A 20,566-nucleotide genomic window follows, 5' to 3' on the forward strand; every position below is an offset into this window, starting at 1 on the left:
TGCCCGGTCGGCCGGCCCCCCCGGGCCCCCCCCGCTCGCGGGGTGGGGGGGGACCCCCCGATACGCCCTGTATCGGGGCGACCCTCCGCCTTGCGATCGCACGCACCAGACGCCGCCGGGCCTGCCCTTCGGGCAGACGACGCTACTTTCGAAACATCCCCTGGGCGTCCGCCGCGCCGGCCTGTTCGTATGCTCGGGGCATGACCGACATCAACGCGCTTGGTCCCGAGGACCGCAAGATCGTCACCCTGGCCCGTTCGGCGCGGGCCCGCAACGGTGTGGCCGAGGGGGCCGCCGTACGGGACGAGACGGGACGCACCTACGTCGCCGGGACGGTGGACCTGCCGTCGCTGAAGCTGAGCGCGGTGCAGACGGCGGTGGCGATGGCGGTGGCGTCGGGGGCCGAGTCGCTGGAGGCGGCGGCGGTGGTGACGTCCGCGGAGGGCGCCGCCGAGGCGGACCTGGCCGCGGTGGGGGACCTGGGCGGACCGGGGACGCCGTTGCTGGTGGCCGCGCCCGACGGGACGGTGCGACTCAGCGTCTCCGCCGGCTGAGGCACACGTCCGCGGCGGTTCCGGGCCGCCGCCCGGATGCCGCGTCCGGCTCGCCGGCCCCCGGCGGGCGCACCCCGACCGGACCGGGGCCGGTCAGAGCGCGTCGGGGCCGCGCTCGCCGGTCCGGACCCGGACGACCGTCTCGACCGGCACGGCCCACACCTTTCCGTCGCCGATCTTCCCCGTCTGCGCGGCCCTGACGATCGCGTCGATGACGGCCTCGGAGTCCGCGTCCTCGACGACGACCTCGATCCGGACCTTCGGGACGAGGTCGACCTGGTACTCGGCCCCGCGGTACACCTCGGTGTGGCCGCGCTGCCGGCCGTAGCCGCTCGCCTCGGTGACGGTCAGACCGTGCACGCCCAGTTCCTGGAGGGCGGTCTTGACCTCGTCGAGGCGGTACGGCTTCACGATCGCGGTGATGAGCTTCATGCCTGGGGCTTGACCTTCTGAGCGGAGGGGACGGAGGACGCGCCGACCGGGGCGCCGTGGCCGAGGACGCCGTGATCGTATGCGGTCTCGGCGTGCACCGTAAGGTCCAGGCCGGTGTGCTCGTGCTCCTCGTCGGCCCGCAGCCCCAGCGTCCCGTGGAGCACCCGGGCGATGCCGTACGTCACGAGGAAGGCGTACCCGCCGACGGCGAGGACGGCCACGAGCTGCTTGCCGAGCTGGGCGAGGCCGCCGCCGTAGAGCAGGCCCTGGGTGCCGCCGGTCATCGACTCGACGGCGAAGACGCCGATGAGGAGGGTGCCGATGACCCCGCCGACCAGGTGGACGCCGACCACGTCGAGGGAGTCGTCGTAGTCGAACCGGAACTTCCAGCTCACGGCGTAGGAGCAGACGACGCCGGCGGCGAGGCCGACGGCCAGGGCGCCGAGCAGGGAGACCGAGCCGCAGGACGGCGTGATGGCGACCAGGCCCGCGACGGCGCCGGAGGCCGCGCCGAGGGTCGTGGGGTGCCCGTCGCGCTTCTGCTCGACGAAGAGCCAGCCCAGCAGGCCGGTGCAGCCGGCGGTCAGGGTGTTGAGGAAGGCGGCGGCCGCGAGGCCGTTCGCGCCGAGGGCCGAGCCCGCGTTGAAGCCGAACCAGCCGAACCAGAGCAGGCCCGCGCCCAGGACGACCATGGGGAGGTTGTGCGGACGCATGGCGTCCTTCTTGAAGCCGAGGCGCGGGCCGAGGACCAGGCACAGGGCCAGACCGGAGGCGCCCGAGGTGATCTCCACGGGGAGGCCGCCGGCGAAGTCGAGCGCTCCGAGACCGTTCAGGATCCAGCCGTCCGGGCCCCACACCCAGTGCGCGACGGGAACGTATACGAGGAGTGCCCAGAGGGGTACGAAGACCAGCCAGGCCCCGAACTTCGCGCGGTCCGCGATCGCACCGCTGATCAGGGCCGCCGTGATGATCGCGAACGTGAGCTGGAAGGTGGCGAACAGCAGGGTCGGCACGGTGCCCTGCACGCTGTCCGGGCCGAGACCGGCCATCCCGGCGTGCTCCAGGGTGCCGATGAGGCCGCCGCCGGCGTCGGGGCCGAAGGCGAGGGAGTATCCGACGGCCAGCCACACCACGGTGACCAGCGCGATCGACACGAAGCTCATCATCAGCATGTTGAGGACGCTCTTCGTGCGGACCATGCCGCCGTAGAACAGGGCGAGGCCCGGTGTCATCAGCAGGACGAGGGCGGTGGCGGCGAGCAGCCAGGCGGTGTCGCCGGTGTCGATCCGGGCGGCGGCTAGGGTCACGGTCGTCTCCAACGGTGCGGGGGCTCGTCAGAGGGTCACGGGCACGCGTTTCCGGGCGCGTACGGGTGTGTTTCCGCGAGGTTTCATTGCCTGCGGGTTTCCGGACGCTCACGTCCGGGGGCGCTCTCGGGCGGTTGTACGGCAGGGCTTCGTGGATCAGGGAGAATGGGCGGCATGAGCGTTCGTACCCAGTCATCCGAACAGCCGGCCGAGGCCGCCCACCGGGCCGGTTTCGCCTGTTTCGTCGGCCGCCCCAACGCGGGCAAGTCCACCCTCACGAACGCTCTGGTCGGGAAGAAGGTGGCGATCACCTCGAACCGTCCGCAGACCACCCGGCACACGGTGCGGGGCATCGTGCACCGGCCGGACGCGCAGCTGATCCTCGTGGACACCCCGGGGCTCCACAAGCCGCGCACCCTGCTGGGCGAGCGGCTCAACGACGTCGTGCGCACCACCTGGGCCGAGGTCGACGTCATCGGCTTCTGCCTGCCGGCCAACGAGAAGCTGGGCCCCGGCGACCGGTTCATCGCCAAGGAGCTGGCCGGGATCAAGCGGACGCCGAAGGTCGCGGTCGTGACGAAGACCGACCTCGTCGACTCCAAGGCGCTCGCCGAACAGCTGATCGCGATCGACCAGCTCGGCAGGGAACTGGGCATCGAGTGGGCCGAGATCGTGCCCGTCTCCGCCGTCGGCGACCAGCAGGTCGAGCTGCTCGCCGACCTGCTGATCCCGATGATGCCCGAGAGCCCGCCGCTCTACCCCGAGGGCGACCTGACGGACGAGCCCGAGCAGGTGATGGTCGCCGAGCTGATCCGCGAGGCGGCCCTGGAGGGCGTCCGCGACGAGCTGCCGCACTCCATCGCGGTGGTCGTGGAGGAGATGCTCCCGCGCGAGGACCGCCCCGCGGACAAGCCGCTCCTCGACATCCACGCGAACATCTACATCGAGCGCCCCAGCCAGAAGGGCATCATCATCGGCCCGAAGGGCAAGCGCCTGAAGGACGTCGGCATCAAGTCCCGCAAGCAGATCGAGGCGCTCCTCGGGACGGCCGTCTTCCTGGACCTGCACGTGAAGGTCGCCAAGGACTGGCAGCGGGATCCGAAGCAGCTGCGGAAGCTGGGGTTCTAGGGGTTCCGGGGCGTCCGGGGCGTCCGGGGCTTCCGGGACGTTCGGGCGCCGCCGGGGCGGACCCCCGTCACCGCTGGGCCCGCAGGACGTCCCGCAGCCAGTGGTAGGAGGCCTTGGGGGTGCGCTTCAGCGCGCCGGAGTCGGAGAAGTCCACGTGGACCAGGCCGAAGCGGCGTTCGTAGCCCTGTGCCCACTCGAAGTTGTCCAGCAGCGACCACACGAAGTAGCCGCGCACGTCCACGCCCGCCGCCATCGCCCGGTGCAGGGCGCGCAGGTGACCGTCGAGGTAGGCGATGCGGTCCTGGTCGTCGATGCCGGGGCAACTGCACCCGTTCTCGGTGATGACGACCGGCGGGAGGCGGTCGCCGTAGCGTTCGGCGAAGCCGGTCAGGAGTTCGGTCAGGCCCTCGGGCACCACGGGCCAGCCGAAGTCGGTGACCGGGACACCCTCGATCTGCCGCACGGTGAAGGGGAGTTCGGCCGGGATGCGGACGCCGCCGAACTCGATCTCGGCGCCCTGCGGGGCGCCGACGCGGGTGGGGGCGTAGTAGTTGACGCCGTAGAAGTCGAGGGGTTCGGCGATGACCTTCAGGTCGGCCGCCACGTCACCCGGCATCGACTCGCCCAGCCCCTCGGGGTATTCGCCGAGCAGGAGGGGGTCCGCGAAGAGCCGGTTCAGCAGGACGTCGTAGAAGGCGGCGGCCTCCTGGTCGGCGGGTTCCCGGGAGGCGGGCCACGTGGGGCCGTGGGAGTTGGCGATGCCGACGTCCCGGGCGCCCGCCGCCCGCAGTGCCCGGACGGCCAGGCCGTGGGCGAGGAGCTGGTGGTGGGCGACCGGCAGCGCGTCGAACATCAGCTGCCGGCCGGGGGCGTGGGTGCCCAGGGCATGGCCCAGCAGGGTGTGTTCGGCGGGCTCGTTGAGGGTGATCCACCGGTGCACGCGGTCACCGAGGCGGTCCGCGACCACGGAGACGTACGCGGCGAACCGGTGCGCGGTGTCCCGTTCCAGCCAGTCCAGCCGGGCCGGCAGGTCCCAGTGGAAGAGGGTCGGCACCGGGCGCACGCCGGCCGCCAGCAGTTCGTCCACCAGCCGGTCGTAGAAGTCGAGGCCGCCGGGGGAGTTCACCCGCGGCCAGGAGATCGAGAAGCGGTACGCGTTCACGCCCAGGCCGGACAGGAGCGCCACGTCCTCGGTGTGGCGGTGGTAGTGGTCGCAGGCCACCGCGGCCGTGGAGCCGTCCGCGACCCGTCCCGGTCCGGCCGTGAAGACGTCCCACACGGACGCCTCGCGCGTGTTTGCCGCGCCCTCGATCTGGTGGGCGGAGGTCGAGACACCCCACAGGAAGCCGGCCGGGAACCGGGGTATCGGGTTCGTCGTCCCGTGCGCGTCGGTCGCCATGGGCGCGATCATCCGTACCGTCGGTGACGGAAGTCAACGCCCGCGCGTGAAACGGCTGTCACGCACCTTCCTTCAGCACGCGCGAGATCAGCTCGCGCTGCTCCGGGGTGAGCCGGGGGTCGGCCGCGTACACCGTCGCGCCGTCCACCGTGATCTCGTAGCCGAACCCGTCGGGGACCCCGGCCGGGCGGGACCGGTGGCCGTCCGCCAGCGCCTGCCCGGCCAGGGCCTCCCAGGCGCGGGCGTCGGGCCGTCCCGAGGTGTCCACCTCGGCGGCGCGCTCGATGCCCGCGAAGCCGCCCGTGCGTCGTACGTGAATCCGCATGGGACGTGTCTAGTACGGATCTACAGGATCCGCACCCCCACCCGCTCCCACGCCTTCTCCACGGCCTGGAACTCCTCGCCGCCGTCGCCGAAGCGCTCACGCGCGGCCTTCACGGTGAGCTTCGCGAAGTCGGTGAAGAACGCCCTCTCCGCCAGCTCGCCGCCGGTGAGCACGTCGTACCAGATCTGGCCGGCCTTCTCCCAGGCGAAGCCGCCGAGGGCGGTGGCGGCCAGGTAGAACGCGTGGTTGGGGATGCCCGAGTTGATGTGGACGCCGCCGTTGTCCCGGCCGGTGCGCACGTAGTCGTCCATGGTCGCGGGCTGCGGGTCCTTGCCGAGCACGTCGTCGTCGTACGCGGTGCCGGGCGCCTTCATGGAGCGCAGGGCCTGACCGCTCACGTTCGGGGCGAGCAGCTCGGCGCCGATCAGCCAGTCGGCCTCGGCGGCGGTCTGGCCCAGCGCGTACTGCTTGACGAGCACGCCGAAGACGTCGGACATCGACTCGTTGAGGGCGCCCGGCTGGCCGTAGTAGGTGAGGTTCGCCGTGTACTGGGTGACGCCGTGGGTGAGTTCGTGGCCGATCACGTCGAGGGAGCCGGTGAAGTCGACGAAGATCTCGCCGTCGCCGTCGCCGAACACCATCTGCTCGCCGTTCCAGAAGGCGTTGTTGTAGTCCTCGTCGTAGTGGACGGTGGCGTCCAGGGGCAGGCCGTCGCCGTCGATCGAGTGGCGGCCGTACACCGTGAGGAAGTGCTCGAAGGTGGCGCCGAGACCGGCGTAGGCGCGGTTCACCGTGGCGTCCCGGCCCGGTTCCTCGCCCTCGCCGCGGACCTTGGTGCCGGGCAGCGCGGTGCCGTGCCCGGCGTCGTAGACCGTACGCAGCGGCTGGTCCGAGGGTGCCTTGGCGGCCGGGGCGGTCGCGAGGCGGAACTCGCTGGTCACGCGGCGCCGCGAGCGCAGTTCGCTGTCGCGCAGCAGGGTGCGCCGCGCGGGTCCGGACCGTGCCGGGTCGTCGCTGCGCGCCAGGCGGTCGAGGACGTGGGGCGGTACGACGGTGCAGAAGACGGGCTCGAAGCCCCCGTGAGTCGTCATGTCCGGCACCTTCGCACCGGGTGACCGGGCTGTCACCACCTGCAACCATGATTGGTGAAATACGGTGACAAACGACCTCGATCCGCTCCCGTAAGTGGTATACGGCACTTTTTGCCCGATTGGTCCGCCCGGTCCCGCATACTGGAACGGCCCCACGCGTCCCGTGAGGCTCGGCTAAAGTGCGGAGCACTATGCGTTTCGGGCTGCTTCTCCTTAGCTGCCGCGGCGAGGGCCTGTAGTCGAGGCCGACTCCCTCCCCGCGGAGCTTCGCGTTGCGTCGTCGGCCGTCCTTCCGGACATCCTGAGGAGCCCCGCAGAGATGGCGAACCGCCAGCAGCCCAGCACCATGCCGATCCACAAGTACGGACAGTACGAGCAGGTCGACATCCCCGACCGCACCTGGCCCGACCAGCGGATCACCGTCGCCCCCCGCTGGCTCTCCACGGACCTGCGCGACGGCAACCAGGCCCTGATCGACCCGATGTCGCCCGAACGCAAGCGCCGGATGTTCGACCAGCTGGTCAAGATGGGCTACAAGGAGATCGAGGTCGGCTTCCCCGCCTCCGGCCAGACCGACTTCGACTTCGTGCGCTCGATCATCGAGGAAGAGGGCGCGATCCCGGACGACGTCACGATCTCCGTGCTGACCCAGGCCCGCGAGGACCTGATCGAGCGGACCGTGGAGTCCCTGAAGGGCGCCCGGCGCGCCACCGTCCACCTGTACAACGCGACCGCGCCGGTCTTCCGGCGGGTGGTGTTCCGCGGCTCCAAGGACGACATCAAGCAGATCGCCGTCGACGGCACCCGCCTGGTGATGGAGTACGCGGAGAAACTGCTGGGCCCCGAGACCGAGTTCGGGTACCAGTACAGCCCCGAGATCTTCACCGACACCGAGCTGGACTTCGCGCTGGAGGTCTGCGAGGCGGTGATGGACGTCTACCAGCCCGGCCCCGGCCGCGAGATCATCCTCAACCTGCCCGCCACCGTGGAGCGTTCGACCCCCTCCACGCACGCGGACCGCTTCGAGTGGATGAGCCGCAACATCTCCCGCCGCGAGCACGTCTGCATCTCGGTCCACCCGCACAACGACCGCGGCACCGCCGTCGCCGCCGCCGAGCTGGCGCTGATGGCCGGCGCCGACCGCGTCGAGGGCTGCCTGTTCGGCCAGGGCGAGCGCACCGGCAACGTCGACCTGGTCACCCTGGGCATGAACCTGTTCTCGCAGGGCGTCGACCCGCAGATCGACTTCTCCGACATCGACGAGATCCGTCGTACGTGGGAGTACTGCAACCAGATGGAGGTCCACCCGCGCCACCCGTACGTGGGCGACCTGGTCTACACGTCCTTCTCCGGCTCCCACCAGGACGCCATCAAGAAGGGCTTCGACGCCATGGAGGCCGACGCGGCCGCCAAGGGCGTCACCGTGGACGACATCGAGTGGGCGGTCCCGTACCTGCCGATCGACCCGAAGGACGTCGGCCGCTCCTACGAGGCCGTCATCCGCGTCAACTCGCAGTCCGGCAAGGGCGGCATCGCCTACGTCCTGAAGAACGACCACAAGCTGGACCTGCCGCGCCGGATGCAGATCGAGTTCTCGAAGATCATCCAGGCCAAGACGGACGCCGAGGGCGGCGAGGTCACCGGCGGCGACATCTGGGCCACCTTCCAGGACGAGTACCTGCCCAACCCCGAGAACCCGTGGGGCCGCATCCAGGTGCGCAACGGCCAGTCGACCACCGACACCGACGGCGTGGACACCCTCACCGTGGACGCGGTCGTCGACGGCGAGGAGACCGTCCTGTCCGGCTCGGGCAACGGTCCGATCTCGGCCTTCTTCGACGCCCTGGAATCCATCGGCGTCGACGTACGCCTGCTGGACTACCAGGAGCACACGATGAGCGAGGGCGCCTCCGCACAGGCCGCCTCGTACATCGAGTGCGCGATCGGCGACAAGGTCCTGTGGGGCATCGGCATCGACGCCAACACCACGCGTGCCTCGCTGAAGGCGGTCGTCTCCGCCGTCAACCGCGCGACGCGCTGATCATCCGGACGGGGAGTTCCGCGGCCCCGGCCGCCGGAAACGGCGGCCGGGGCCGCGTCGCATATCGGCCATCCGCCCGTGGAGGTCACGGAAAGGTCTCGTCCTGGGTGCTGACTCCGCCTCGACGATGTGGCTAACATCACGAAAGCGCGTGGCGATGTTGCCACGCGGTTACGGAGGTGCGACGTGCTGCCAGAACGGGGACGAGACGGCCGTGCCACCGGGTTTGCCCGCGTGCTGGGCCATCGCACCGCCTGGACCCCCGTCGGGGACGGCGAGTTCTTCTGCCCCGGCTGCGGCGGCGACCGCAACTACCGGCGGCTCACCGGCCGGCGTCGCTTCACCCTGCTGGGCGTACCGGTGCTGCCGCGCGGCGCGACCGGCCCCGTCGTCGAATGCGCCGCCTGCCGCCGCCACTTCGGCACCGACACCCTCGACCACCCCACCACCACCCGCTTCTCCGCGATGCTCCGCGACGCCGTCCACACCGTCGCCCTCGCGGTCCTCTCGGCCGGCGGCCCCTGCGCCCGTACGTCCCTGGAGACGGCGGCGGTCGCGGTGCGCGCGGCCGGCTTCCCGGACTGCACCCGCGAGCAGCTCGCCGCCCTCGTCGACGCCCTCGCCGCCGACACCGGCCGCGTCCACGGCGAACCCTGCACCCCCGGCCTGGCCATAGAGCTCCACGAGGCCCTCGACCCGCTCACCCCGCACCTCGCCCCCGTCGGCCGTGAGTCCCTCCTGCTCCAGGGCGCCCGCATCGCCCTCGCCGACGGCCCCTACACCCCCGCCGAACGCGAGGTCCTCGCCACCGTCGGCACGGCTCTCGCCCTCCGCGCGGACGACGTCACCCGGCTGCTGGCGGCGGCCCGGACGCCGTCCTGACGCTCCCGCGGGAGTGACGCGGCCCCGTCTGCCGCCCGCCCGGCGCGCCGGGCGGCCTCCGACGCACCACGCCGGGTGACCCGGCGCCACTCGACACCATGGCGTACGGGTCGGCGCCGGTGACGCGGGGCGACCACGAGCCGGACCGGTTGCCCGACCGGCGGGAGCCGGGTTCGAATGGGGCCGTGGAGACGCGACAGGAGCCCTGGCCCGCGGGGCTGCCCGGGGTGCTCCGGCTGCCGTCCGGCCGGTTGGTGCGCGGCCGCGGACTGCGCCGCCCCCTCGACCCGGCGGCGCCGGTCCCGACGTACGGCCTCTATCTGCTCGGCGGCGCGCCGCCGGCGGTGCCGTGGGAGGCGCGCTGGATCCGCTGGCCCGACTTCCGGCTGCCCGCCGACCGTGCCGACGCCCGTACGGCGCTCACCGAGGCGTGGCGGCGGGCGACCGACGGGAGGCTGGAGGTCGCCTGCGGCGGCGGGCGCGGCCGCACGGGGACGGCGCTGGCCTGTCTGGCGGTGCTGGACGGCGTACCGGCCGCCGGAGCGGTGGAGTTCGTGCGCCGGCACTACGACCGGCGCGCCGTGGAGACGCCCTGGCAGCGTCGCTACGTGCGGCGGTTCGAAGGGCTCGAAGGGCTCGAAGGGCTCACAGGGCGAGCGTCATGAGGAGTCGGTCCTCGCCGGGGCCGAAGTAGTCCGCTCGGGGTCCGCCGGGGTCCGGGGCGAAGCCCAGGGACCGGTACAGCGCGATCGCCGTGTCGTTGCGCGGCTCCACCGAGAGCGTGACGCCGTGCACGCCCCGGGTGCGGAGATGACCGAGGATCTGCGTCATCAACTGCCGTCCGAGGCCCTGGCGTTGCAGTGGCGGGGAGATGCCGAGGCTGAGGATCCAGCTCCGCGCCGCGTCCGGCGGCGTCGACAGCACGTATCCGCCCAGGTCCTCGCCCATGTCCACGACGAACACGAAGTCCGGGAACGAGGCCAGCAGCTGGCGCAGCACGAAGTAGGGGTACGGGGCGGTCGGGAAGGCCTCCTCGTCGAGCCGGACGATACGGGGGAGATCCTCCTCCGTGGCCGCTCTGATCCGTAGGCGCCTTTCCCGGGACGCCTGGCTCACTGTCGAACCGGCGACCGACCGAGAACGATCTCGGGGAACACGGGGAAGAGGAGTCATGCAGTCCCCTTGTGAAGGATCGACGAAATGAATGGCGCACGTGCTCGCTCTTGTCCGATATGCATACCCGGCCGTCCATCATTGCCTGATGCATGCACTCCTTCAAGAGCGCGTCGTCCTGCTAGGCTGAACCAATGACCTCGGGACCGTCCACCGCCACCGAAAAGCTGAATGCCGATGTGCCCTGGGACGCCTTCGATCCCAACGAGTACATCAAGCGCAATTACCTGGAGATCCAGCCCGTGGACAGGGCGATCCTCACCCGGGTCCGAGATCACTTCACTGATCACTTCGAGAAGCACGGCGGCCGCGGCGGCGCCGGTATCGACGTGGGTGCGGGGCCCAATCTCTATCCGGCCCTGGCGATGCTCCCCTGGTGTGGCCGGATCACGCTCCTCGAGCGGTCCGAGCGGAACCTCGACTACCTCCGCGGCCAGCTCTCCGGCTACGACGCCAACTGGGACCAGTTCTGGGAGGTCCTCACGAGCGGCGCGCACGGCGAGGGCGCGGCCTATGCGGGCCTCGGCGCCGACCCCAGGGCGCGCTTCGGGAAAGCGGTCCGCGCCCCCAGGCCCGGCAGTCTCTTCGACCTCTGCGGCGAAAAACCCGCCTGGGACATCGGCACCATGTTCTTCGTCGCGGAATCCATCACCACCTCGCTCGAAGAATTCCGGCGGGGCGTGGGATGTTTCATGAAGTCCCTGAAACCCGGCGCGCCTTTCGCCGCCGCTTTCATGGAGCATTCCGAGGGGTATCGCGTGGGCGCGCAAGAATTTCCCGCCCGCGATATCGACGAGGTGGAGGTGCGCACCGTTCTCGCCCCGTTCGCCGAAGCGGACATGAAGATCTTCTGCCTGGACAACCCGAAGCAACTGGTGCGCCACGGATACACCGGAATGATTCTGGCCTGCGGCCGGCGAAGGAAAAAGTGACGTCCCGCGGTTCCACGACGGGGTGGATATGTGGATCGTGTGGTGACGGGCCTGTGCGAGGGGAATGGGCATGCAGATCAAGCCGAGACAGAACCTGCTCGAGGTGTGGCAGGCCGTCGCCCGCCACTCCTTCGACGACGGTGAGTGGGAGTGGGGGGAGTCGGGCGGCCTGAGCAGCGTCGCCGACGCCGAGCGGCTGCTCTGCCTGCTGTACCCGGCCACCGAGATCACCGCCTTCCGCCTCGACGACCCCGACACCACCCAGCGGGACGTGGAGCGGTCGCTGAGGACCGCGGGCGACTCCAGCGAGATCCCCGGGAACCTGGTCAAGGTCCTCGCCGACTTCATGGAGAAGCACCGCGGCGAGGAGAGCCCCACCTTCTCCGGCGGCCACTACTTCGCCGCCGAGGACCCGCAGCAGGAACTCACCAAGGAACAGCGGGCCCTGGGGGTGGTCGACAGCTACTCCATGTCCGTCACCCTCTGCCTCGCCACCCTCGGCTTCCTCAAGGTCTACCGGGGCAAGACCCAGCGGGCGAGCACCCTGAAGCAGATCGACCGGCTCTGGGACGCCACCAGCGCCCGGCTCACCGCCGCCATGGTGAGCCTGCTGCGCTCCTTCACCGTCAACGTCGTCGACGTCGCCTCCGACCAGGGGCAGTCCCTGACCCGCCTCCTCGGCCAGGGCCGGCTCTCCGAACGGCAGGTTCTCCAGCGCTTCCAGGAGCGCTTCAAGGCCCTGCGCGCCGTCATCAGCGAGAGCGTCACCCTCGGTCTCGACTCCGACGTCACCGACGCGCTGCGCAACGAGAACCGCCTCTTCGAGTGCGGCTGGGCATGGAGCCTGGTGAAGGGCGCGCCCGACGTCGAGGTGGAACCGGCGACCGCCGAGGCGATCGGCAAACAGCCCGCCGGCGTCGCCCACCCCACGCCCTACCTGTACTTCACCGTCGTCGCCCTCGACGGCATCCCCGACCTGTTCTCCGAGCGCACCCTCGTCCTCGGTCTGCTCACCGCCGAACAGCAGAAACTCGCCGACGCGCTGCGACTGCGCTGGGAGATCACCCAGCAGTACTGGTCGGCCATCGCCCGCTTCGGCGACGGCACCTGGCCGCTGGAGCAGATCCCCTGGCGCACCACGCTCCAGCAACTGGAGTCGGAGTACTTCTCCCTCTCCGTCGCCTCCATCCTCGTCCACGACCTGGTACGCCGCCGCGCCACCGACGACGACCTCACCCGCACCGTCGCCGTCATGGAACGCCTCGCCGAACGCGGCCGGATCACCAGCGGCATGACCCGCGACGACCCCGCGGTCGGCCTGCACAACCCCGGCGTCACCCTGCCCCTGCTGGGCAGCGGGGCCGTCGGCCCGCCCATGAAGTGGACGATGACCGACTTCTCCGCCCAGTTGCTCAAACGGACCGTCCAGCTCTGCTCGCTGTCCCGCAACATCGCCTCCCAGGACCGCCTGCTGCGGCTCGCCGAGGACATCCTCGACCACCTCTGGCAGCGCCGCATCAGCGAGGGGCGGGGCGTCGGCCTCTGGGACAACGTGCACGCCGTCTACCCGGAGTCCCCCGAACGCCAGGGCCCGGTGTCCTGGAGCATGACCGAGCGGGTCACCGAGTGCATGGTCGCCGCGCACGGCCTCTACGACCAGCCGCCCATCCGCAGCGCCGAACTGTCCCTGCTGGCGAGGGCGTTGATCAGCGAGTCGGCGCATCTCTTCGGCAAGGAGCAGATGCAGCAGCCCGCGCCCGCGCCCAAGAGCCCCCAGGGCGAGGAGATCAAGGGCATCGAGGCCGACCTGCGCCGGGCCCGTCTGCTCGTCGACGAACAGCCCGGCACCGCCTACGCGCTGGCCCTCGGCGTCCTCGGCCGGCTGGACACCCTCTCCCGGGCCCGCGGCGACTCCGGCCACCAGGGGGTGTGAGCGTGCTCGTGTTCGCCGCCTCCGACAAGGGGGGCACCGGCCGGTCCGTGACCAGCGCCAACCTCGCCTACCACCGCGCGCTGGACGGGGACGACGTCTGCTACCTGGACTTCGACTTCGGCTCGCCCACCGCGGCCGCCGTGTTCGACCTGCCCGACGTCCTCTCCGAGGCCGAGGACCGCGGCCTGCACTCCTACCTCAAGGGCAAGACCGCCGAACCCCTGCGCGTCGACGTCTGGTCGCGCACCGAGCACCCCGTGCTGCGCAGCCGGCCCGGCGGCTCGGGACGGCTCGTCCTGCTGCCCGGCGACCGCACCGGCGGCGAATTCGTCACCGACGAGGAGAACCTGCACCGCTGCGTCGATCTCGTCCTGCGGCTGAAACGCGAATTCGACGTCATCATCGTGGACTTGAGCGCCGGACGCAGTTATGCGATGGACCTCGCTCTCGCCGCCACCTCACCCCGCGGCGGACTCGGCCGCCTGAAAACGCGCTGGCTCGTCTATCACCGCTGGACCCGCCAGCACGTCATGGCCGCCGCCGAACTCGTGTACGGAAAACAGGGCATTGTGAAGGCCGGCGTCGCCATGGGCCACGACACCGACGCGCTTTCCGCCTCGATCCGCTTCGTCCGCGCCGCCGTACCCGATCTCGACTCGCCGATGTGGTCGCAGGCCTCGCCCGCGCAGTACGCGTGGATGCGGCAGTGCGACACCCAACTGGAGGAAACCGCGGCCGGTCTCGGTATCGGCAGGACCCGCGTCCTGTCGTCCATTCCGCTGGAACCCGTCCTTCAGTGGCAGGAGCGGCTCATCACCGACGAGGACGTGCACGACCGGCGCATCGCCAACGTGGAGACCTGGCAGAAGATGGGCGAACTCGCCCAGCGCCTGACCGAGGACAAGCACTGGGGGCAACTGTGACCGGACCGGGAACCGTCTTCCGGGAGACCAGCGCACAGCCGCGCACCGAATCCGTGCCGTTCTCCCACCTCTCCCTCGAACTCGGCCACCTGTACATGGAGGACTTCGCCGAGGGCCCCGCCCGGCTGCGCCGCCACTTCGCCGCCGTACGGCCCTGGGTGGACGCCGCCCGCGCCTGCATCGGCCCCCTGCCGGCCGGCGCACGGCCGCGGATCAGCACCTGCTTCCTCATCGACGACTACTTCAGCCGGCTGTCCACCCCCGCCGAACTCGTACCGCCCCTGCTGGCGGCCGCCGCCGAGGCCGGCCTGAGCATCGACTACCTGGCCCGCGAGTCCGGCTGCGCCGCCGCCGAACCCGGCCACCGCGACCGCGCCGGACTCGCCGAGTCCGTCCTGCACCGGCTGGTGGAGTCCCCGCCGCCCGGCAGCAACGGCTTCCGTCCGCCGGTCAGCCGCTCCGGCTGGCTCACCAACGGCCGGCGCACCCCCTCGCACCGCACCTCCGCCGCCCTCGACGCCACCGGCACCGTCTGGGAGCCGCCAAGCGAGACCGGTGCCCGCGGCCACTCCGTCTTCGTCGACGTCGAACTGTGGAGCGGACCCGAGGACGAACGCCTCTGGTCCTGCGCCTTCCTCGCCTCTGTCTGGCAACTCGTCCGGCTCGGCCTGCTGCGCCACGACGGCCGGGCCGTGCTGACCCCCGAGCTCTGGGACGACAAGGAGTTCCCCGCCGACTGGGACGCCCTGCCGCCGGTGGTACGCCTCAACCCCCGGGCCGCGCCCTTCACCGCCTACGCCACCTGCAGCATCCTCCCGGCCCGCTTCCTGCCAGTCGAACACGCCGTCCGCGTCGTCCTCGACCAGGTCCACGTCGAGTCCGAGGCGTTACGGCAGGTCGCCGAGCGGTCCGCCGCGGAGGGCCGGCCCGTCCCGGCGGGCATAGTGGACCGCACCTCCTACGTCTTCCCGCCGGGGCTGTGACATGAGCGGCCCGCAGGAGTCCACGGAGCCGGTCCTCGCCTGCGGGGAGGTCCGCACCTGTCTGCTGCCCACCCGGGACGCGGTCGACGAGCAGGCCGCCGAACAACTGCTGCGGCTGCGCGCCGACGAACGCGTCCGGCTCTCCCGCCGCCCCAACCGGCACGCCGTCTCCCCGGACGTCCTCACCGGCGTCGACTGCCGGCTGCCCACCGCCGGCGGCGCCAGGGTCCGGGCCGTCGGCACGGTGACCGCCCGAGCCGCCCTCGTCGAGGGCCGCGTCCTCCAGGCCACCGCCCACTTCTGCGTCCCGGCCGGCGGCCCCGACCGGCGGCAGCCCTGGGGCTACTACCTGGTCCGCCCCGGCGTCCTCGTACCCGTCGGCAAGCTCTCCGCGCCGGCCGTGGTCAAGGGCTTCCTGACCGGACACCAGCAGGACGAACCGGACGTCGGCTCGGTCGCCGAGAGCCTCCTCGCCCGGATCTCCCGCCAGCACCGGCTGCTCGACTACGACACCCCGCTCAACACCACCGACACCAGCCTGCGCTGGGCCGCCCTGCCGGCCGCCGACGGCGAGGCGGCCGCCCCGCACTTCACCGTCGCCGACGACGGCCGGCGGGTCGTCGAACTGCGGCTGCCCCGCGGGACCGCACCCGCCGCGGCGGCCGCGCTCTGCGAGGACCTCGCCCTGCACGACTGGCTGCTCACCACGGTCGCCGACAAGCTCGACGGCCTGCGGCTCGGCTCCGACGACGGCCGGGCCGCACTGAAGGTGCTGCGCCCGCTCGTCGACCACCTGCTGCACCTGTGGATGCCGCAGGCCCGCGTCGACCGCAGCCTGCACACCCTGTGGCGGGAACTGGAGGAGACACCGGGATTCAGCAGACAGTGGACGAGCCTGGCCCAGCGCATCCGGGACCAGCTCGCCGTACGTCTCCTCACCCGGAGCGACGCGCTGACCCCGTCCTGACGGCGGCACCGCGCGGCACCACGTCCCACGGCACCGGATTCCACGGGGCCGCGTCCCACGACACGACACCTGTCCGAGCACCATCCGACGCACAACTCGACGCACGATCCCAACGGGGGGAGAAAGAGAGATGAGCGCACCGACGAACTCGTACTTCCGAAGCGGCCAGCAGCGGCGGTCCGACAACGACAGCGCACGTCAGCTCACGCTGAAACTCCTGGTCACCGTAGTGGTGGGCGGAGTGGTCTATGTCCTCACCAACGTCCTGCTGCCGAAGGAGGAGGGTCCCTGGCAGCTCGTCCTGTCCGTGCTGTGCGGCGGCACGGTCCTGATCGTGCAGTTCATGGCGTCCTTCGTGAACCAGCTCAGCGAACTGAAGGACGTCGTGGAGAAGCGCTTCGCCGACATAGGCGAGGCCACCAAACTCTTCAACGAGGTGGAGAAGCTGCGCGGCGACGGGGTGCCCCGGCTCGCCGAACACGCCACCAAGGTCGTCTCCATGGGACCCGACATCCTGCACGAGTTCGCGCACGAGGAGATCAACCGCCTCGCCGCGCAGATGGAGGACCTCACCAACCTCACCGCCGAGACGCCGGGCGAGAACCACGACTGGCTGATGACGCTGACCAAGTGCACCAGAAGCAGCATCGACGCCATCAGCACCAGCGTCGTCGACGACGGCTTCTGGTCCAGCGAACCCGCGAGCCGCTATCTCACCGCACAGCGCGAGGCGATCACCGAGCGGGGAGTCACCGTGCGGCGGCTGTTCATCGTCAAGGAACCCCAGGAGCGCTCCGCGCTGGCCCCCATCTGCGAGGAGCAGCGCCAGATCGGCATCCAGGTCCGGGTGGTGGTGCTGGAACAGCTCCCCGCCCATCTGCGGCGCGGCAAGATGATCGACTGGATCGTCTTCGACGGGGCGCTGTCGTACGAGATCCACGCCGACCAGCTCAGCGTGAACTCCTCGACCACGGTGAACGCCCGCGCGGACGAGGTGCAGCCGCTGATCCGGCGCTTCGACCAGCTGTGGGACGCCTCCGCGGAGATCTCCCCGAACGGCACCCCCGACACCGTGCCCGTGCTGACCCCGGGGGCCGACCCGGACGGTGACTGACGCGCCGTCCGGGCCCGCCCCGGGGCGGTGTCTCAGCCGAGCGTCGCCGCCAGCAGCCTCGCCGTCTCGACGATCAGGCCGTGGTCGTAGGCGGCCTCCCGGTCCGGCATCGTGACCTGCACGACCAGCACCACGGGGGCGCCGTCGGGCGTCCAGGCGATCCCGGCGTCGTTGTTGGCGCCGTACCAGCCGCCGCCGGTCTTGTCCGCGAGCGTCCAGGTGGGCGGCAGGCCGGCCCGGAAGCGGTTGTCGCTGGTGCGGTTGGCGAGCATCCAGTCCGTCAGCCGCCGCCGGTCGCCGGGCGCCAGCGCGTCGCCCAGCACCAGCCGGGCGTAGGAGCGGCCGATCGCGTACGGGGTCGTGGTGTCCGTCACCCGCCACGGCTCGGCCGAGTTCAGTTCCGGCTCCCACCGGTCGAGCCGGGTGACCCGGTCCCCGATCGACCGGGCGAAGCGGGTGACGGCGGCCGGGCCGCCCAGCTCGCGCAGCAGCAGGTTGGCGGCCGTGTTGTCGCTGCGGCGGATCGCCGCGTCGCACAGCTCGGCCACGGTCATGCCGTCGGCCACGTGGTCCTCGGTGACGGGCGAGTTCTCCACCACGTCGTCGTCGGTGAAGTGGATGCGGCGGGCCAGGACCTCGCCGTCCCGGTCCAGGTCGCGGAGCACGGCGGCGACCGCGAGGACCTTGAACAGGGAGCAGACGGGGAAGCGTTCGCCGGCGCGGTGGCGCACGGAACGCCCGGTGCGCACGTGGTGCGCGAAGACGCCGAGGCGGGCGCCGTGCGTCTCCTCCAGGGCGCGCAGGCGGGCGGTCACGGGTCCGGCGCCGTCGGCGGCCCGCGCCGGACCGGCGCTCAGCAGGGAGGCCGCGGTGAGGGCGCCCGCGGTGGTGAGCAGAGTGCGGCGGTTCGTCGAGCCTGAGATCGTTCTCTCCGTCCGTCGGTGACTGAGCCGGGGAACCCCGGTGGTCTCCGGGGCCCCCTCAGTCACGGACGCCCCCTCCCGCCACACGGTTGCGGGAGCGGTGGACCGCCGACGGCACACCGCTCCCGCCGCGTAGGCGAGAATGGCGGCATGAGTCTGTTCCGCGACGACGGCATCGTGCTGCGCACCCAGAAGCTGGGCGAGGCGGACCGGATCATGCTGCGATCCCGTGGGGGACACCCCCCACACCCCCGGCCGTCCCGGGGTGATGCGCGATGAGTCTCTTCAGGGACGACGGCATCGTGCTGCGCACCCAGAAGCTGGGCGAGGCGGACCGGATCATCACCCTGCTCACCCGCGGTCACGGCCGGGTGCGGGCCGTCGCCCGTGGGGTGCGGCGGACCAAGTCGAAGTTCGGGGCCCGGCTGGAGCCGTTCTCGCACGTGGACGTGCAGTTCTTCGCGCGGGGCAGTGAGCTGATCGGGCGCGGGCTGCCGCTCTGCACGCAGAGCGAGACCATCGCGCCGTACGGCGGCGGCATCGTCACCGACTACGCCCGCTACACCGCCGGCACGGCCATGCTGGAGACCGCCGAGCGGTTCACCGACCACGAGGGCGAACCGGCCGTGCAGCAGTACCTGCTGCTCGTCGGCGCCCTGCGCACCCTCGCCCGCGGCGAGCACGCCCCGCACCTCGTCCTGGACGCCTTCCTGCTGCGCTCCCTCGCCGTCAACGGCTACGCGCCCAGCTTCGGCGACTGCGCGAAGTGCGGCATGCCCGGCCCCAACCGGTTCTTCTCCGTCGCCTCCGGCGGCTCCGTCTGCGTCGACTGCCGGGTGCCCGGCAGCGTCGTACCCTCGCCGCAGGCCCTGGCGCTGCTGGCGGCGCTGCTCACGGGAGACTGGGAGACCGCGGACGCCTGCGAGGCACGGTACGTCCGGGAGGGCAGCGGGCTGGTGTCCGCGTACCTGCACTGGCACCTGGAGCGCGGTCTGCGCTCCCTGCGGTACGTCGAGAAGTAGAAGCAAGCCGAAACGCAAGAGGAGACGAGAAGCACATGGTCGTACGCGGGTTCCTGGGGCGGCAGCGTCGGGAGTACAAGGCGCCGGAGCCGCACCCGTCCGGCGCCCGCGCGCCGAAGCTCCCCGGCGAGCTGGTCCCCGAGCACGTGGCGATCGTCATGGACGGCAACGGCCGCTGGGCGAAGGAGCGGGGCCTGCCCCGCACCGAGGGCCACAAGGTGGGCGCCGAGCGGGTGCTGGACGTCCTCCAGGGCGGCGTCGAGATCGGTGTGCGCAACATCTCCCTGTACGCCTTCTCCACCGAGAACTGGAAGCGCTCGCCCGACGAGGTGCGCTTCCTGATGAACTTCAACCGCGACTTCATCCGCAGGACCCGCGACCAGCTCGACGAGCTGGGCATCCGGGTGCGCTGGGTGGGCCGGATGCCCAAGCTGTGGAAGTCGGTCGCCAAGGAGCTCCAGATCGCGCAGGAGCAGACGAAGGACAACGACCGCCTCACGCTGTACTTCTGCATGAACTACGGGGGACGCGCGGAGATCGCCGACGCGGCGCAGGCCCTCGCGGAGGACGTGAAGGCGGGTCGTCTCGATCCGTCGAAGGTCAACGAGAAGACCCTGCAGAAGTACATGTACTACCCGGACATGCCGGACGTGGACCTGTTCCTGCGCCCGAGCGGCGAGCAGCGCACGTCCAACTACCTGCTGTGGCAGAGCGCCTACGCGGAGATGGTCTTCCAGGACGTCCTGTGGCCCGACTTCGACCGCCGCGACCTGTGGCGGGCCTGCCTGGAGTTCGCCTCCCGGGACCGCCGCTTCGGCGGCGCGATCCCCAACGAGGAACTCCTGGCCATGGAGGGCCGACAGGAGGAAGACAACCCGTCCGGCGTCTGAGGACGAGGCCGTTCAGGCCGAAAAGGGGGTCCGGGGGCGAAGCCCCCGGGCGGTCCCGCGACCCACCGGCACGAAGATCCCGCTCACCCCGCGGAGCACTCCGCGCAGGTGCCGAAGATCTCCACCGTGTGGGCCACGTTCACGAACCCGTGTTCCGCTGCGATGGCCTCCGCCCACTTCTCGACCGCGGGCCCCTCGACCTCGACCGCCTTGCCGCAGGCGCGGCAGACGAGGTGGTGGTGGTGTTCGCCGGTGGAGCAGCGCCGGTAGACGGACTCGCCGTCGGAGGTGCGCAGCACGTCGACCTCGCCGGCGTCGGCGAGGGTCTGCAGGGTGCGGTAGACCGTGGTCAGCCCGACGGAGTCGCCCTTGTGCTTGAGCATGTCGTGGAGTTCCTGAGCGCTGCGGAACTCCTCGACCTCGTCGAGCGCCGCCGCCACGGCGGCGCGCTGCCGGGTGGCTCGGCCCTTCACGGGCGATCCAGCGGTCGTCACCGTTGCCTCCTCACGTCTGCGCTGTGCCGGGCCATTGTGCCAGTCCGGACCGT

Annotated in this window: 22 protein-coding genes; 14 read left to right on the top strand and 8 right to left on the bottom strand. The window is 71.3% G+C overall.

Going from position 1 to position 20,566, the window contains the following annotated elements; genetic code table 11:
• Positions 1-200: 200 nt before the first annotated feature.
• The gene (locus AB0N31_RS08480) at positions 201-554 is read left to right on the top strand and encodes a cytidine deaminase (RefSeq protein ID WP_366057620.1); all 354 of its coding nucleotides are present in this window, start codon (positions 201-203) and stop codon (positions 552-554) included.
• Positions 555-647: 93 nt separating this feature from the next.
• Here the strand turns inward: AB0N31_RS08480 and AB0N31_RS08485 are convergent, their stop codons facing one another.
• Both AB0N31_RS08485 and AB0N31_RS08490 read right to left on the bottom strand, forming a co-directional pair.
• The gene (locus AB0N31_RS08485) at positions 648-986 is read right to left on the bottom strand and encodes a P-II family nitrogen regulator (protein ID WP_366057621.1); all 339 of its coding nucleotides are present in this window, start codon (positions 984-986) and stop codon (positions 648-650) included.
• Positions 983-2,293, bottom strand: coding sequence for an ammonium transporter (locus AB0N31_RS08490; protein WP_366057622.1), 1,311 nt, complete (start codon positions 2,291-2,293; stop codon positions 983-985). The genes AB0N31_RS08485 and AB0N31_RS08490 overlap by 4 nt, the downstream gene beginning before the upstream one ends.
• Before the next feature lie 174 nt (positions 2,294-2,467).
• Here AB0N31_RS08490 and era point away from each other — a divergent pair, with 174 nt between their 5' ends.
• Entirely contained in the window at positions 2,468-3,421 is a 954-nt protein-coding gene (gene era, locus AB0N31_RS08495; RefSeq protein ID WP_366057623.1) for a GTPase Era, read from the top strand.
• Between the two features lie 67 nt (positions 3,422-3,488).
• Here era and AB0N31_RS08500 read toward each other — a convergent pair whose 3' ends face one another.
• The 3 genes from AB0N31_RS08500 to AB0N31_RS08510 are packed head-to-tail and all read right to left on the bottom strand — an operon-like array spanning position 3,489 to position 6,236.
• Positions 3,489-4,820 carry a GH1 family beta-glucosidase gene (locus AB0N31_RS08500; RefSeq protein ID WP_366057624.1) on the bottom strand — a complete coding sequence of 444 codons (1,332 nt, stop codon included), beginning with the start codon at positions 4,818-4,820 and terminating at the stop codon, positions 3,489-3,491.
• 58 nt (positions 4,821-4,878) lie between these two features.
• The gene (locus AB0N31_RS08505) at positions 4,879-5,145 is read right to left on the bottom strand and encodes a protealysin inhibitor emfourin (protein WP_366057625.1); all 267 of its coding nucleotides are present in this window, start codon (positions 5,143-5,145) and stop codon (positions 4,879-4,881) included.
• A 20-nt stretch (positions 5,146-5,165) separates the two neighbouring features.
• The gene (locus tag AB0N31_RS08510) at positions 5,166-6,236 is read right to left on the bottom strand and encodes a M4 family metallopeptidase (protein ID WP_366057626.1); all 1,071 of its coding nucleotides are present in this window, start codon (positions 6,234-6,236) and stop codon (positions 5,166-5,168) included.
• Between the two features lie 319 nt (positions 6,237-6,555).
• Between AB0N31_RS08510 and leuA the strand changes: the two genes are divergently transcribed.
• The 3 genes from leuA (at position 6,556) to AB0N31_RS08525 (ending at position 9,824) form a co-directional block, all read left to right on the top strand.
• Entirely contained in the window at positions 6,556-8,277 is a 1,722-nt protein-coding gene (gene leuA / locus AB0N31_RS08515) for a 2-isopropylmalate synthase (protein ID WP_366057627.1), read from the top strand.
• 186 nt (positions 8,278-8,463) lie between these two features.
• Positions 8,464-9,159 carry a TerB family tellurite resistance protein gene (locus tag AB0N31_RS08520; RefSeq protein WP_366057628.1) on the top strand — a complete coding sequence of 232 codons (696 nt, stop codon included), beginning with the start codon at positions 8,464-8,466 and terminating at the stop codon, positions 9,157-9,159.
• Between the two features lie 185 nt (positions 9,160-9,344).
• Entirely contained in the window at positions 9,345-9,824 is a 480-nt protein-coding gene (locus tag AB0N31_RS08525; protein ID WP_366057629.1) for a protein phosphatase, read from the top strand.
• On the opposite strand, the gene AB0N31_RS08530 is transcribed toward AB0N31_RS08525, so the two are convergent.
• On the bottom strand, positions 9,805-10,275 hold the full coding sequence (locus AB0N31_RS08530) for an N-acetyltransferase (protein ID WP_366057630.1): 471 nt from the start codon (positions 10,273-10,275) through the stop codon (positions 9,805-9,807). The genes AB0N31_RS08525 and AB0N31_RS08530 overlap by 20 nt on opposite strands.
• Before the next feature lie 191 nt (positions 10,276-10,466).
• Here AB0N31_RS08530 and AB0N31_RS08535 point away from each other — a divergent pair, with 191 nt between their 5' ends.
• The 6 genes from AB0N31_RS08535 to AB0N31_RS08560 all read left to right on the top strand — a co-directional run bounded on the left by AB0N31_RS08535 (position 10,467) and on the right by AB0N31_RS08560 (position 17,184).
• The gene (locus AB0N31_RS08535; protein ID WP_366057631.1) at positions 10,467-11,264 is read left to right on the top strand and encodes an SCO2525 family SAM-dependent methyltransferase; all 798 of its coding nucleotides are present in this window, start codon (positions 10,467-10,469) and stop codon (positions 11,262-11,264) included.
• Between the two features lie 70 nt (positions 11,265-11,334).
• Entirely contained in the window at positions 11,335-13,197 is a 1,863-nt protein-coding gene (locus AB0N31_RS08540; RefSeq protein WP_366057632.1) for an SCO2524 family protein, read from the top strand.
• A gap of 2 nt (positions 13,198-13,199) precedes the next feature.
• On the top strand, positions 13,200-14,120 hold the full coding sequence (locus AB0N31_RS08545) for an SCO2523 family variant P-loop protein (protein WP_366057633.1): 921 nt from the start codon (positions 13,200-13,202) through the stop codon (positions 14,118-14,120).
• Positions 14,117-15,103, top strand: coding sequence for an SCO2522 family protein (locus AB0N31_RS08550; RefSeq protein WP_366057634.1), 987 nt, complete (start codon positions 14,117-14,119; stop codon positions 15,101-15,103). The genes AB0N31_RS08545 and AB0N31_RS08550 overlap by 4 nt, the downstream gene beginning before the upstream one ends.
• Before the next feature lies 1 nt (position 15,104).
• The gene (locus AB0N31_RS08555; protein WP_366057635.1) at positions 15,105-16,070 is read left to right on the top strand and encodes an SCO2521 family protein; all 966 of its coding nucleotides are present in this window, start codon (positions 15,105-15,107) and stop codon (positions 16,068-16,070) included.
• A gap of 130 nt (positions 16,071-16,200) precedes the next feature.
• Positions 16,201-17,184 (top strand): DUF6879 family protein, encoded by a 984-nt coding sequence (locus tag AB0N31_RS08560; protein ID WP_366057636.1) that lies wholly within the window; start codon positions 16,201-16,203, stop codon positions 17,182-17,184.
• Positions 17,185-17,216: 32 nt separating this feature from the next.
• On the opposite strand, the gene bla is transcribed toward AB0N31_RS08560, so the two are convergent.
• Positions 17,217-18,107, bottom strand: a complete 891-nt coding sequence (bla, locus tag AB0N31_RS08565) for a class A beta-lactamase (protein ID WP_366057782.1) — start codon at positions 18,105-18,107, stop codon at positions 17,217-17,219.
• A gap of 150 nt (positions 18,108-18,257) precedes the next feature.
• On the opposite strand from bla, the gene AB0N31_RS08570 reads away from it, so the two are divergent.
• Genes AB0N31_RS08570 through AB0N31_RS08580 form a run of 3 tightly spaced genes read left to right on the top strand, consistent with a single transcriptional unit; the run spans position 18,258 to position 20,019 of the window.
• On the top strand, positions 18,258-18,386 hold the full coding sequence (locus tag AB0N31_RS08570; RefSeq protein ID WP_366057637.1) for a hypothetical protein: 129 nt from the start codon (positions 18,258-18,260) through the stop codon (positions 18,384-18,386).
• Positions 18,383-19,129: a DNA repair protein RecO gene (recO, locus tag AB0N31_RS08575; protein WP_366057638.1), complete on the top strand. Its 747-nt coding sequence runs from the start codon at positions 18,383-18,385 to the stop codon at positions 19,127-19,129. Before AB0N31_RS08570 ends, recO begins: the two co-directional genes overlap by 4 nt.
• A gap of 35 nt (positions 19,130-19,164) precedes the next feature.
• Positions 19,165-20,019, top strand: coding sequence for an isoprenyl transferase (locus AB0N31_RS08580; RefSeq protein ID WP_366057639.1), 855 nt, complete (start codon positions 19,165-19,167; stop codon positions 20,017-20,019).
• A gap of 83 nt (positions 20,020-20,102) precedes the next feature.
• On the opposite strand, the gene AB0N31_RS08585 is transcribed toward AB0N31_RS08580, so the two are convergent.
• On the bottom strand, positions 20,103-20,513 hold the full coding sequence (locus AB0N31_RS08585) for a transcriptional repressor (protein ID WP_366057640.1): 411 nt from the start codon (positions 20,511-20,513) through the stop codon (positions 20,103-20,105).
• Between the last annotated feature and the right edge of the window lie 53 nt (positions 20,514-20,566).

The sequence above is a fragment of the Streptomyces sp. NPDC051051 genome (assembly GCF_040682975.1).
Classification (GTDB): Bacteria; Actinomycetota; Actinomycetes; order Streptomycetales; family Streptomycetaceae; genus Streptomyces.

Excerpts from the sequence above, each read along its gene's own strand:
- AB0N31_RS08480 (WP_366057620.1), top strand. The coding sequence starts at position 201 with ATGACCGACATCAACGCGCTTGGTCCCGAGGACCGCAAGATCGTCACC.
- AB0N31_RS08485 (WP_366057621.1), bottom strand. The coding sequence starts at position 986 with ATGAAGCTCATCACCGCGATCGTGAAGCCGTACCGCCTCGACGAGGTC.
- era (WP_366057623.1), top strand. The coding sequence starts at position 2,468 with ATGAGCGTTCGTACCCAGTCATCCGAACAGCCGGCCGAGGCCGCCCAC.
- AB0N31_RS08500 (WP_366057624.1), bottom strand. The coding sequence starts at position 4,820 with ATGGCGACCGACGCGCACGGGACGACGAACCCGATACCCCGGTTCCCG.
- AB0N31_RS08505 (WP_366057625.1), bottom strand. The coding sequence starts at position 5,145 with ATGCGGATTCACGTACGACGCACGGGCGGCTTCGCGGGCATCGAGCGC.
- AB0N31_RS08510 (WP_366057626.1), bottom strand. The coding sequence starts at position 6,236 with ATGACGACTCACGGGGGCTTCGAGCCCGTCTTCTGCACCGTCGTACCG.
- leuA (WP_366057627.1), top strand. The coding sequence starts at position 6,556 with ATGGCGAACCGCCAGCAGCCCAGCACCATGCCGATCCACAAGTACGGA.
- AB0N31_RS08535 (WP_366057631.1), top strand. The coding sequence starts at position 10,467 with ATGACCTCGGGACCGTCCACCGCCACCGAAAAGCTGAATGCCGATGTG.
- AB0N31_RS08540 (WP_366057632.1), top strand. The coding sequence starts at position 11,335 with ATGCAGATCAAGCCGAGACAGAACCTGCTCGAGGTGTGGCAGGCCGTC.
- AB0N31_RS08555 (WP_366057635.1), top strand. The coding sequence starts at position 15,105 with ATGAGCGGCCCGCAGGAGTCCACGGAGCCGGTCCTCGCCTGCGGGGAG.
- AB0N31_RS08560 (WP_366057636.1), top strand. The coding sequence starts at position 16,201 with ATGAGCGCACCGACGAACTCGTACTTCCGAAGCGGCCAGCAGCGGCGG.
- AB0N31_RS08570 (WP_366057637.1), top strand. The coding sequence starts at position 18,258 with ATGAGTCTGTTCCGCGACGACGGCATCGTGCTGCGCACCCAGAAGCTG.
- recO (WP_366057638.1), top strand. The coding sequence starts at position 18,383 with ATGAGTCTCTTCAGGGACGACGGCATCGTGCTGCGCACCCAGAAGCTG.
- AB0N31_RS08580 (WP_366057639.1), top strand. The coding sequence starts at position 19,165 with ATGGTCGTACGCGGGTTCCTGGGGCGGCAGCGTCGGGAGTACAAGGCG.